This is a genomic window from Citrobacter sp. Cpo040 (assembly GCF_030332915.1).
Classification (GTDB): domain Bacteria; phylum Pseudomonadota; class Gammaproteobacteria; order Enterobacterales; family Enterobacteriaceae; genus Citrobacter; species Citrobacter portucalensis.
On the sequence record NZ_JAOWGX010000034.1, the window covers coordinates 567206 to 579546 of the forward strand.

General features: G+C 54.2%; 13 protein-coding genes. 11 read left to right on the forward strand and 2 right to left on the reverse strand.

Annotation, left to right across the window (positions count from 1 at the left end; all coding sequences use genetic code 11):
* Window positions 1-139: 139 nt before the first annotated feature.
* Window positions 140-469 carry an acid-activated periplasmic chaperone HdeB gene (gene hdeB / locus OGX86_RS07515; RefSeq protein ID WP_003019999.1) on the reverse strand — a complete coding sequence of 110 codons (330 nt, stop codon included), beginning with the start codon at window positions 467-469 and terminating at the stop codon, window positions 140-142.
* A gap of 401 nt (window positions 470-870) precedes the next feature.
* Between hdeB and OGX86_RS07520 the strand changes: the two genes are divergently transcribed.
* Genes OGX86_RS07520 through OGX86_RS07550 form a run of 7 tightly spaced genes read left to right on the forward strand, consistent with a single transcriptional unit; the run spans window position 871 to window position 7788 of the window.
* Window positions 871-1737, forward strand: coding sequence for a MurR/RpiR family transcriptional regulator (locus OGX86_RS07520; RefSeq protein ID WP_128317401.1), 867 nt, complete (start codon window positions 871-873; stop codon window positions 1735-1737).
* Window positions 1738-1751: 14 nt separating this feature from the next.
* Window positions 1752-2339 (forward strand): D-alanyl-D-alanine dipeptidase, encoded by a 588-nt coding sequence (gene ddpX / locus OGX86_RS07525; RefSeq protein ID WP_003832991.1) that lies wholly within the window; start codon window positions 1752-1754, stop codon window positions 2337-2339.
* A 15-nt stretch (window positions 2340-2354) separates the two neighbouring features.
* Complete coding sequence (locus OGX86_RS07530) at window positions 2355-3917, forward strand: ABC transporter substrate-binding protein (RefSeq protein WP_100272460.1); 1563 nt, start codon at window positions 2355-2357, stop codon at window positions 3915-3917.
* Between the two features lie 44 nt (window positions 3918-3961).
* Window positions 3962-4984, forward strand: coding sequence for an ABC transporter permease (locus OGX86_RS07535; RefSeq protein WP_213786025.1), 1023 nt, complete (start codon window positions 3962-3964; stop codon window positions 4982-4984).
* Window positions 4981-5877, forward strand: a complete 897-nt coding sequence (ddpC, locus tag OGX86_RS07540; RefSeq protein WP_252430005.1) for a D,D-dipeptide ABC transporter permease — start codon at window positions 4981-4983, stop codon at window positions 5875-5877. Before OGX86_RS07535 ends, ddpC begins: the two co-directional genes overlap by 4 nt.
* The gene (locus tag OGX86_RS07545) at window positions 5874-6860 is read left to right on the forward strand and encodes an ABC transporter ATP-binding protein (RefSeq protein ID WP_136391883.1); all 987 of its coding nucleotides are present in this window, start codon (window positions 5874-5876) and stop codon (window positions 6858-6860) included. Before ddpC ends, OGX86_RS07545 begins: the two co-directional genes overlap by 4 nt.
* Window positions 6853-7788 carry an ABC transporter ATP-binding protein gene (locus tag OGX86_RS07550; RefSeq protein WP_136391884.1) on the forward strand — a complete coding sequence of 312 codons (936 nt, stop codon included), beginning with the start codon at window positions 6853-6855 and terminating at the stop codon, window positions 7786-7788. The genes OGX86_RS07545 and OGX86_RS07550 overlap by 8 nt, the downstream gene beginning before the upstream one ends.
* Window positions 7789-7807: 19 nt before the next feature.
* On the opposite strand, the gene OGX86_RS07555 is transcribed toward OGX86_RS07550, so the two are convergent.
* Window positions 7808-8698 (reverse strand): LysR family transcriptional regulator, encoded by an 891-nt coding sequence (locus tag OGX86_RS07555; protein WP_003020016.1) that lies wholly within the window; start codon window positions 8696-8698, stop codon window positions 7808-7810.
* A gap of 142 nt (window positions 8699-8840) precedes the next feature.
* Between OGX86_RS07555 and OGX86_RS07560 the strand changes: the two genes are divergently transcribed.
* The 4 genes from OGX86_RS07560 to OGX86_RS07575 are packed head-to-tail and all read left to right on the forward strand — an operon-like array spanning window position 8841 to window position 12335.
* Window positions 8841-9548 (forward strand): CoA transferase subunit A, encoded by a 708-nt coding sequence (locus OGX86_RS07560; RefSeq protein WP_168978266.1) that lies wholly within the window; start codon window positions 8841-8843, stop codon window positions 9546-9548.
* Window position 9549: 1 nt separating this feature from the next.
* Window positions 9550-10206, forward strand: a complete 657-nt coding sequence (locus OGX86_RS07565; RefSeq protein ID WP_032943469.1) for a CoA transferase subunit B — start codon at window positions 9550-9552, stop codon at window positions 10204-10206.
* A 10-nt stretch (window positions 10207-10216) separates the two neighbouring features.
* Complete coding sequence (locus OGX86_RS07570) at window positions 10217-11422, forward strand: acetyl-CoA C-acetyltransferase (RefSeq protein ID WP_286639719.1); 1206 nt, start codon at window positions 10217-10219, stop codon at window positions 11420-11422.
* On the forward strand, window positions 11412-12335 hold the full coding sequence (locus OGX86_RS07575) for a 3-hydroxyacyl-CoA dehydrogenase family protein (RefSeq protein ID WP_286639721.1): 924 nt from the start codon (window positions 11412-11414) through the stop codon (window positions 12333-12335). Before OGX86_RS07570 ends, OGX86_RS07575 begins: the two co-directional genes overlap by 11 nt.
* Window positions 12336-12341: the final 6 nt, after the last annotated feature.

Consider the following 12341-nt stretch of genomic DNA (forward strand, 5'->3'; position numbering starts at 1 on the left):
AAAGGCTAACTTTTATCCAGTATCGGCACAGGCGTTTATATCTTTATAAAGTTTTCTTAAGTATTGTAAAACAAATAAGTGACAGCGTCACAAATAACAAAACCCAGCACTTTGGCTGGGTTTTAATAACGTCTTAATCTTATTTAGATAATTCTTTTTTGATTTCGTCTTTTATTTTACTTAATTCACTCTGCGGATGCTTCTTACAAAGTTCGACGGTCAGAGGAACTGCGGTCGTAACGGTTTCGTTATAGTCGACGTAGTCACCACCTTTGAAGTCTTCGTCTTCATTGAGCACCCAGAAGGCCACCGGAGCCATAGTTTGTGGGTTCAAATCAATAAACTCCTGGCAGTTCATGCCTTTTGGAGTCACTTCAGTTTTAGCGTTATCTGTTGCTGCATTGACGCTGACACTGGTTAACAGCGCTGCGACCAGAATACCTGCTGTAGAAAGGGAGAATTTATTCATTGTAGTACTCCATTTATAATATAAATAATATCTACACTTGCGCTTAACACCGTTAATGTAGCTCGCGAAAATAATACCCCTACCATCATAAGAATAAAGATTGCTGTTATTGATATGGCTGAAATTTATATTTCCCATTACTGATTCTTATGTCTGAGGGATAAATGTTGCCCACAATGTGATCGTTCCGACGAAATCAGCAGATTCATACCCCTCTTCCTCTGCCGTTGCACCAAAACTGAACTACGCTGCACAAATGTTGATCATTGGTTAATGAATGTGGATTGAATTTTAACAAAAGTAGCCCAGCGAGCCGCTGTTACTGACATGGCACGCGTCCTGCATTGTTAATTCGCTAACAGAGATACGGAATCTGACAGACAACTAACAGCGAGAAGGTAATGACAGCCAAACCAGAGTTATTTACCCGCATAGAGCAAACCTTTAGCCAGCTGACGCCCAGCGAAAAGCGCGTGGCTGGGTGGCTGTTAGCCCATGCTGTGCAGATCCCATTTGAAACCGCGGATGGCATCGCCAAAGCAACCGGAACCAGTGGCATTACCGTCGGACGTTATCTGCGTAAACTGGGCTTTCGTAACCTGGAGGATGCAAAAGCCAGTCTGCGTGAGCTTCCCGTTGTTCCGTATCAGCCCTGGGGAATGAATGAACGACTGGACTCCTGGCACCAGCAACAAAGCCTGCCGGATCGGGCACATCAGTCGCTGTTGCTGGAGATCGACGCTATTACCCACGTCTACCAGCTCGCACAAGGCGAAACGTTTTTACGCATTGCACAGCAGTTGGCGCATGCGGAAGCCGTGTACATCCTCGGGATCCAGTCCACCCGCGGGATCGCCAACGCCTTTTTTAGTCACCTGGAATACCTGCGACCTAAAGTCAGCTACTCCGAAGGCCTGTCCGGCAGTTGGGTTGAGTCGCTGAACTCGGGATTCAGCCAGCCTTACGTGGTTATTACCGATATGCGCGCCTACTCCGCTATTTCGCGACAATATTGCCGTGTCGCCACAGAGCGCTGCATTCCGCTGGCGCTCATTACCGATGTGTGGTGCCCATGGGCCAGGGATTATTCCATTGATTTACTTCAGGTAAAAACTGACACCGGGCATTTCTGGGACTCACTGGCACCGGTGAGCTGTCTGTTCAACTTATTACTTTCTGCGGTGGTAGCGCAACTGGGTGACACCCTCGCAGGACGCCTGCAAACCAATCGCCAGTTACAACAACAATTTGGTCAATTCGAACAATAAACAGGAAACGTGCTATGTCAGAACTCCCAGAACTGGTCGATCTGTCGGTGATATTTCCGTCGCTGCATATCGATCTTAAATACGCTACTGCCGACAACATTACCGGCGCACCAATCTACCGGGAAGCGCGTTGTCTGTTGCACACTGAGGCGGTTACCGCGCTGGCTAAAAGCATCAGTATTGCGCAACTGGCCGGCCTGCAGCTTGTGGTGTACGACGCGTATCGCCCCCAGCAGGCGCAGGCGATACTGTGGAATGCCTGTCCCGACCCACAGTATGTTGTCGATGTCGCGATTGGTTCCAATCACAGTCGGGGTACGGCCATTGACGTCACGTTGATGGACGATCGCGGCCATCTCCTTGATATGGGGGCCGGTTTTGATGAAATGCACGACCGTTCCCATGCATGGCATCCGTCTGTTCCTCCGGCAGCGCAGCGTAACCGCCTGCTGCTCAATGCCATTATGTTTGGCGGTGGTTTTGTCGGTATCAACAGCGAGTGGTGGCATTTTGAATTACCTGATGCCGCCCGTTACCCGCTGCTTGACGATCAAATAGATTGTTACACTGTCACGCCAATAACAACACAACATCCCCTTTAATTCTGGAGCCTGGTTATGAAGACTACACCTGCGTTAAACGCGTTTTTCCGCCCCGCTCTGATAGCCGTTGCGTTAGCGTTTGCCCTGCCCGCCGCACAGGCTGCCGTTCCCAAAGATATGTTGGTGATTGGTAAAGCCGCCGATCCGCAGACGCTCGACCCCGCCGTGACCATCGATAACAATGACTGGACGGTCACCTATCCTTCCTACCAGCGGTTGGTTCAATACAAAACCGACGGAGGCAAAGGCTCCACGGAAGTTGAAGGTGATTTAGCCAGCGGCTGGAAAGCCTCTGACGATCAGAAAGAGTGGACGTTTACCCTGAAAAACGATGCCAAATTCGCCGACGGAACGCCGGTAACGGCAGATGCGGTAAAGCAATCCTTTGAACGTTTGCTCAAAATTGGTCAGGGACCTGCGGAGGCTTTCCCAAAAGATCTGAAGGTCGACGTCATTGATAACAACACGGTGAAATTTACCCTCAGCCAGCCGTTTGCCCCGTTTCTGTATACGCTGGCAAATGACGGTGCCTCAATCATTAACCCGGCCATCTTAAAAGAGCATGCCGCAGACGATGCCCGCGGATTCCTGGCGCAGAACACGGCTGGCTCTGGTCCCTTCATGCTGAAGAGCTGGCAAAAGGGACAACAACTGGTGCTGGTGCCTAACCCGCATTATCCCGGTACAAAACCGACATTTAAGCGTGTCTCAGTCAAAATCATTGGTGAAAGCGCCTCCCGTCGCCTGCAATTGTCGCGTGGCGATATCGACATTGCCGATGCGCTGCCTGTTGACCAGCTTGCCGCTTTGAAACAGGAAGGCAAAGTGAACGTGGCGGATTATCCCTCGCTGCGCGTGACCTATCTGTATCTCAACAACAGTAAAGCCCCGCTCAATCAGGTGGATTTACGCCGTGCCATCTCGTGGGCCACTGATTATAAAGGCATGGTTAACGGGATCCTGAGCGGCAATGGAAAGCAAATGCGTGGCCCGATCCCTGAAGGCATGTGGGGTTTTGACGATAAGGCCATGCAGTACAGCTTCGATGAAGCCAAAGCCAAAGCCGCGTGGGACAAAGTTGCCACCAAACCTGAAAGCCTGAGCTTCCTGTACTCCGATAATGACCCTAACTGGGAGCCTATCGCGCTCGCCACCCAGGCAAGCCTTGGCAAACTGGGTATTAAGGTGAAACTGGAAAAACTGGCAAACGCCACCATGCGCGACCGCGTGGGCAAAGGCGATTACGACATTGCCATTGGCAACTGGAGTCCGGATTTTGCCGACCCGTACATGTTTATGAACTACTGGTTTGAGTCAGATAAGAAGGGTTTGCCCGGTAACCGTTCGTTCTATGAAAACGGTGAGGTCGATAAGCTGCTGCGCAGCGCGCTGGCCACAACCGATCAGGTGGCCAGAACCAATGACTACCAGCAGGCACAAACCATCGTGATTGATGAAGCAGCCTACGTCTATTTATTCCAGAAAAACTATCAGCTGGCGATGAATAAAGACGTCAAAGGATTTGTATTCAACCCCATGCTGGAACAGGTCTTCAATATCTCCACCATGAGTAAATAAGCCACGTTTATGCGGAGCCGCTCTGGCTCCGCAAGGGGAAGCTAATGACGTTCTGGAGTATTTTACGCCAGCGATGCTGGGGACTTATTCTGGTGGTTATCGGTGTTTGCGTAATCACCTTTATTATTTCACACCTGATACCTGGCGACCCCGCGCGGCTGCTGGCGGGCGATCGCGCCAGTGATGAAATTGTCGAAAATATTCGCCAACAGCTGGGGCTGAATCAACCGCTGTATGTCCAGTTTTTTCGCTATGTCAGCGATATTTTTCACGGCGATTTAGGCATATCCATTCGCACCGGACGTCCGGTACTGGATGAGCTGCGCATTTTCTTCCCCGCGACCCTTGAATTGGCTTTCTGCTCTTTGTTGCTGGCGCTGGTGATAGGTATCCCGCTGGGTATTTTGTCTGCGGTCTGGCGTAACCGCTGGCTTGATCACCTTGTTCGTCTAATGGCAATTACCGGTATCTCCACGCCTGCATTCTGGCTGGGGCTGGGGGTTATCGTGCTGTTTTACGGTCATCTGCAAATTTTACCCGGCGGTGGGCGTTTAGACGACTGGCTGGATCCACCAGCTCACGTCACCGGTTTCTACCTGATTGATGCTCTGCTGGAAGGCAACGACGAAGTCTTTTTCAATGCGCTTCAGCACCTGATTTTGCCATCGCTGACATTGGCTTTTGTACATCTTGGGATCGTTGCCCGTCAGATTCGTTCCGCCATGCTGGAGCAACTGAGTGAAGATTACATACGTACCGCCCGCGCCAGCGGGCTCCCGGGCTGGTACATCGTGCTGTGCTATGCATTGCCTAACGCACTTATCCCATCAATCACCGTCCTGGGCCTGGCGCTGGGCGATCTGCTCTACGGTGCGGTATTGACCGAAACGGTCTTTGCCTGGCCTGGCATGGGTGCCTGGGTGGTGACCTCAATTCAGGCACTCGACTTCCCGGCGGTAATGGGATTTGCGGTGGTGGTCTCGTTCGCCTATGTGCTGGTCAACCTGGTGGTGGATTTACTTTATCTGTGGGTAGACCCTCGAATTGGACGTGGAGGTGCTGAATGATGCTCACACAAGAAACACCGACCACCCCTCAGACAGCACGTCGCCGCACGGACTGGGCCAAACTGTTCTGGATGATGAAAAGTAGCCCGCTGACTCTGGTTGGCGGGGTCATCATCGTATTGATACTGCTGCTGATGGTGCTGTCGCCGTGGATAACACCCCACGATCCGAATGCCATCAATTTGAGTGCGCGCCTGCTGCCCCCGTCAGCCGCTCACTGGTTTGGAACCGATGAAGTCGGTCGCGATCTGTTCAGCCGCGTTCTGGTAGGAAGTCAGCAATCTGTCGTTGCGGGTCTGGTGGTAGTGGGTATCGCCGGGGGATTGGGTTCACTGCTGGGTTGCTTGTCGGGTGTCATGGGCGGGCGTGCCGACGCGATAATTATGCGGATGATGGACATTATGCTGTCCATTCCTTCGCTGGTGCTGACGATGGCGTTGGCCGCCGCGTTGGGCCCCAGCCTGTTTAACGCCATGCTGGCGATTGCAATCGTCCGTATCCCTTTCTATGTACGCCTCGCCCGCGGTCAGACGTTAGTGGTGCGCCAGTTTACTTATGTACAGGCTGCCCGGATCTACGGCGCTTCACGCTGGCATCTGATTAGCTGGCACATTTTACGCAATTCTCTGCCGCCGCTCATTGTTCAGGCGTCGCTGGATATCGGCAGTGCGATCCTGATGGCCGCCACGCTCGGGTTTATCGGTCTGGGCGCGCAGCAGCCCAGCGCTGAATGGGGTGCGATGGTCGCAATTGGCCGCAATTACGTGCTTGATCAGTGGTGGTATTGTGCTTTTCCCGGCGCCGCCATTCTGATTACCGCCGTGGGCTTTAATCTCTTTGGCGATGGTATTCGCGATCTGCTTGATCCGAAAGCCGGAGGAAAACAGTCATGACACAACCCGTACTGGAAATCGAAGATTTGCATCTGAGTTTCCCCGGCTATCAAGCTGACGTGCATGCGCTGAACCATGTATCACTGCACATCAACCGCGGAGAAATCGTTGGTGTGGTGGGTGAATCCGGTTCCGGTAAGTCCGTGACCGCCATGCTCACCATGCGTCTGCTACCGGAGGGAAGCTATCGTATTCACCAGGGACGCGTTTCACTGCTGGGTGAAGATGTGCTCAACGCCAGTGAGAAACAAATGCGCCAATGGCGTGGCGCACGTGTCGCGATGATCTTTCAGGAGCCCATGACGGCACTGAATCCGACCCGGCGCATCGGCCAGCAAATGGTGGAGGTGATCCGCCATCATCAGGCGTTAAGCCGCACGGATGCCCGCCAGAAAGCCGTCGCTCTACTGGAAGAGATGCAAATTCCGGACGCGCCGGAGGTCATGAAACGTTTTCCGTTTGAGCTTTCAGGCGGGATGCGCCAACGCGTGATGATTGCGCTGGCCTTTTCGTGCGAGCCGGAGCTTATCATTGCCGATGAACCGACCACCGCACTGGACGTCACGGTGCAGCTGCAGGTGCTGCGTTTACTGAAGCTAAAAGCACGCGCCAGCGGAACAGCCGTATTATTTATCAGCCATGATATGGCGGTGGTTTCACAATTATGCGACCGGTTGTACGTCATGTATGCCGGGAGCGTGATTGAGAGTGGCCCGACGCAAACCGTTATTCAACGCCCGACGCACCCCTATTCCATCGGCTTGCTGAAATGTGCGCCGGAACACGGCGAACCGCGCGCATTGCTGCCCGCCATTCCCGGCACCGTGCCGAACCTAACCTGCTTACCTGCCGGATGCGCGTTTCGCGAGCGCTGCTTTGCAGCTGGTCCTCGTTGTGAAGAAACGCCGGTGTTAAGTAGTCAGGGAGGTGCAGATCAACAATCTGCCTGCTGGTATCCGCAACTGGAGACAACACATGTCTGATTTTTTACTGGCGCTGCAGGATGTTCATGTCAACTTTCCTGCGCGTAAAAACTGGCTTGGCAAGGTTACGGAACGGGTGCATGCGCTCAACGGTCTGGATTTACAGATTCGCCAGGGTGAAACGCTGGGGATTGTTGGCGAATCCGGCTGTGGAAAAAGTACGCTGGCGCAACTGTTGATGGGCATGTTGAAACCCAGCCAGGGAAGCTATTCTCGCCGTGGTGATAAGCAGCATAACGGTATGCAAATGGTCTTTCAGGACCCTCTTTCATCACTGGATCCGCGCTTACCGGTGTGGCGGATAATTACCGAACCGGTGTGGATCCAAAAACGGAGCCCGGAGCGTGAACGACGCATGCTTGCCGAGGATTTGGCACGACAGGTGGGGATTCGTCCTGAATATCTCGACCGCTTGCCGCACGCGTTTTCCGGTGGACAGCGCCAACGTATTGCTATTGCCCGGGCGCTATCGTCAGAGCCGGATGTTATCGTCCTCGATGAGCCCACTTCAGCGCTGGATATCTCCGTGCAGGCGCAAATCCTCAACCTGCTGGTGTCGCTACAGGCGCGCAGAAACCTGACCTACGTATTGATATCGCATAACGTGTCGGTGGTCCGCCATATGAGCGACCGTGTGGCGGTGATGTACCTCGGGCAAATTGTTGAGCTGGGTGATGCCCAACAGGTTCTCACTCATCCCGCCCATCCGTACACACGATTATTACTGGACTCGGTCCCTACAACGGGCGCACCGCTGGCGGAAGATTTGGTGTTACGTAAAACCGAGCTACCGGGAAACCGAACGTTGCCCCAGGGCTGCTTTTTCCGTGACAGATGTCCATTGGCAACCCAAGGTTGTGAGAAGAAACAGGCATTGCTGAAGAGTGATACCGGATGTGACGTTCGCTGCTGGCGGGCGGTTACATGACCTGAGCCGTTGAGAAAAGTCAGGTGCGATACGCCTTTTTCAGTGAATCCACCAGCACCTCGGAAGCGGTAGATAATTTATGATGCGCCGAACGCAAAACCCCGATCCGACGCTGGATCACCGGCGTATCCAGATCGATACAGGTTGCGCCTAACTCTGTCATTTGCGTGCGGCATAGTGCAGGTACGGCGCTACCGCCCAGACCGTTAGCCACCAGACGGCCAACGGTCACCAGTTGATGGCTCTCCAGTGCTACTTCCAGCGTATGTCCGCTTTGCACCAGTTGTTCTTCCAGCATCAGCCGCACGGCGGACGGGCGTTGCAGGGTGATAAAATCCAGCGTCAGCAGTTCGCGCCACGCAATACGATCCCTGTCTGCCAGCCGACAGGTTGGCGGCACAATTGCGATAAAACGATCCACGCCGAGCGGCGTGAAATGCAGATGTCCCGAATAGTCCGGCTCGAAGGCTATGCCCATCTCGACCCGGCCTTCACTGACCATTTCAATCACGTGTTCATTGATCACATCGTGAACCGTTACGTTGATACCGGAATAAGAATCACGAAATGTTTTCAGTACCGATGGCAGGACGTTAGCGGCAAATGAGGGCATGGCGGCGATCGATATTTTACCGCGCTGCAGGGTAAAGCGCTGGCGCATGGCTTCTTCCGTATTCTCCCAGTCCGCCAGCAGCTGTCGCCCCATATTCAGCAGCGTTTCTCCCTCCTGCGTCAGGGTCACTTTGCGGGTCGTTCTTAACAGTAACGCCCCGCCCAGCGAATCTTCCAGTCCTTTAATCGCCAGGCTTAACGCGGGTTGCGACATATTCAGTCTTTCGCTGGCATGAGCAAAATTCAGAGTGTGAGCTACCGCTAAAAACGCGCGTAACTGTTTGATGCTCATTCCCATTTCGCATTCCTTTAACTTGTTGAATACCTTTAATTAACATTAAATTGATAAAAAAACCCAATGAGTGAGTCACAAATTTAAAATTAACAAATCATTTTTCACCCCCAATGATGTCGGCAAGGACAACTGGGGAGGCAAGTGTATGGCTGGACTGGATAAACGTGTTACCACTTATCAAGAGGCGCTGGAAGGACTGACCGACAACATGACGCTGCTGGCGGGCGGTTTTGGTTTATGTGGGATCCCTGAAAACCTGATTACCGAAGTACGCCGTCGGGAGGTTCAGGGACTTACCGTTGTATCAAACAACTGTGGCGTGGATGGCTTTGGCCTTGGCGTGCTGCTGGAAACGCGTCAGGTGCGCAAAGTGGTCGCGTCCTATGTGGGGGAAAACGCCCTGTTTGAGAAACAGGTGCTTAGCGGCGAACTGGAAGCCATCCTGACGCCACAGGGTACGCTGGCAGAGCAGTTGCGCGCGGGCGGCGCGGGGATCCCGGCATTTTTTACCGCGACCGGATATGGAACCCCCGTGGCGGAAGGGAAAGAGGTTCGCGAGTTTGCCGGACGCCCTTACATCCTTGAGCAGGCGATAACCGGTGATTTTGCGTTGGTTAAAGGCTGGAAAGCCGACTGGTACGGCAACGTCATCTATCGCCACACCGCACAGAATTTTAATCCGCTGATGGCCGCCGCCGGGCGCATTACCGTCGTGGAAGTCGAAGAAATTGTCCCTCCCGGAGAACTGGACCCTGCTGCGATTCACACTCCCGGAATTTTCGTTAACCGCATTATTCAGGGGCAGTTTGAAAAACGTATTGAACAACGCACCCTGCGCCAGAAAGGAGCCTGACATGTTAACGCGTGAACAAATGGCGATGCGCGTCGCCCGCGAGCTGCGCGACGGATATTACGTCAACCTTGGGATCGGCATTCCCACGCTGGTGGCAAATTACATCCCTGATGGCATGGATGTGATGCTGCAATCAGAAAACGGTTTGCTGGGTATGGGCCCGTTTCCCACAGAAGACGAAATTGATGCCGACATGATCAACGCCGGGAAACAGACTGTGACGGCGCGTAAAGGCGCGGCGATTTTCGACTCGGCGCAATCCTTCGCCATGATCCGCGGCGGCCACGTTGATCTGACGGTGCTCGGTGCGTTTGAAGTCGATGTTAACGGCAATATCGCCTCATGGATGATCCCCGGAAAAATGGTGAAAGGCATGGGCGGCGCGATGGATCTGGTTGCCGGAGCCGACAATATCATTGTGGTAATGACCCATGCTTCCAAAAGCGGTGAGTCCAAACTGCTTCCCGCCTGCACCCTGCCGCTGACCGGCGTGGCCTGCATCAAACGTGTGCTTACCGACCTGGCTCTGCTGGAAATTGCCGACGGTGCGTTCATTCTGCGTGAACGCGCACCGGGCATTAGCGTGGATGAGATTGTCGCCAGAACCGCAGGCAAGCTGATCGTTCCCGAAACTGTCCCCGAAATGCACTTTAGCTGAGGAGCTGACCATGCAGGATGTTGTCATTGTCGCGGCGACGCGCACCCCGATTGGCAGTTTTCATGGCGCGCTGGCACCACTTTCCGCGGTTGAGCTTGGTTCAGTGGTGATCCGTTCGCTGCTGGAAAAAACGGCTGTGGCGCCTGAGCAAATTGATGAGGTGATTTTAGGTCAGGTTCTGACTGCGGGCTGCGGTCAGAATCCGGCCAGACAAACGGCGTTACGGGCAGGACTGCCGGTCACCACGCCCGCGTTAACCATCAACTTGGTGTGTGGTTCGGGTCTGAAGGCGGTGCATCAGGCGGTACAGGCGATTCGCTGTGGCGATGCGCAAATCGTGATTGCCGGGGGCCAGGAGAGCATGAGCAATGCGCCCTATTATCTCGACGGCGCGCGGGCCGGTCTGCGGTTGGGTCATGCCAGTATGAAAGACAGCGTGGTGCATGACGGCCTGTGGGATGCGTTCAACGACTATCACATGGGTATTACTGCCGAAAATCTGGCGGATAAGTTCGTAATCAGTCGTGAGCAGCAGGACGCTTTTGCCCTGCACTCCCAGCAAAAAGCTGCCGCCGCCATTGAAGCGGGTCGTTTTAACGCGGAAATCACGCCGGTCAGCGTCCCACAGGGCAAAAAGCCGCCACGTGTGGTGGACCGTGACGAACAACCTCGCCCGGATACTCAGGCCGACAAGCTGGCGCAACTTAAACCGGCGTTTCGTCCGGGTAACGGCACGGTGACCGCCGGAAATGCATCATCCATCAATGATGGTGCCGCCGCGGTGATGTTGATGAGCGCCGCCAAAGCGGCGGAACTCAATCTGCCAGTGCTTGCCCAGGTGGCGGGCTACGCGGTTTCTGGCGTCGATCCCGCCATTATGGGCATTGGGCCGGTAGAAGCGTCACTCCAGTGCCTGAAGCGTGCTGGCTGGACGCTAAATGACGTGGATCTTATCGAAGCCAACGAAGCCTTTGCTGCGCAAGCGCTGGCGGTTGGCGAATCCCTGAACTGGGACAGCAACCGGGTAAACGTGAACGGCGGTGCGATTGCGCTGGGGCACCCGATTGGCGCATCAGGTTGCCGAATTTTGGTAACACTGCTGCACGAAATGGCTCGCAGCAATGCAGCTAAAGGGCTGGCTACGCTGTGCGTAGGTGGCGGTCAAGGTGTGGCGCTGGCGGTAGAATGTCCGCAGGGGGTAGCTCATGCAAAGTAAGCCTATCTGCATTCTGGGCGCGGGGTTAATGGGTGTCGGCATTGCTACCCACTTCGCCCGTTTTGGTTACGATGTCTGGTTATACGATACCGATAGCAGCCGAATTGCAGAAATAAGCGGAGTTGCTGGCGGTATCCTGGATGAGCTGATTGTCACTGATCAATTTGCAATTGGTGAAAAAGCGACGGTCGTGGCTCGCCTGCACGGCACAACCTCGCTACAGGATATTGCCGCATGCCGGTTACTGATTGAAGCGATCCCGGAGCGGCTCGAACTCAAACACGCACTGTATGCGCAACTGGAAGAGCTGATCGCGCCGGAGGCCGTTATTGCCAGTAATACCAGCGGCCTGCCGCCGGATGCGCTGGCAGAAAAACTCACCCATCCCGAACGGTTGCTGATCGCCCATTTCTGGCACCCGCCACATTTTATTCCGCTGGTCGAAATTGTACCTGGCACCGCAACGAAGCCGGAATATCTCCATGAATTGCAACAACAACTGATCGCGATGCAACTTGAGGCGGTGGTGCTCGACCGCGCCGCTCCAGGGTTTGTTGGCAATCGACTGCAGTTTGCCCTGCTGCGCGAAGCGCTACATATCGTTAAAAGCGGCATCGCCAGCGCAGAAGTGGTTGATCAGGTGATGCGCGCCTCGCTCGGACGTCGCTATGCAATGGTCGGTCCGCTGGAGGCTGCTGATATGACCGGACTTTCTACGGTGCAGGACATTTGTCGGCATCTGCTTCCGGAACTGGCAACCGGCAGCGACATGATGTCGCTGGTCGCTGACAAGGTTGCCAAAGGTGATACCGGGTTGCGCAGCGGCCAGGGATTTTATCGCTGGGATGATTCGCGCAAGGAATACATCCAGCAACGCAGGGAGCATCAACTGCGCTTTGCCCTGAAACCGTAACTTCTC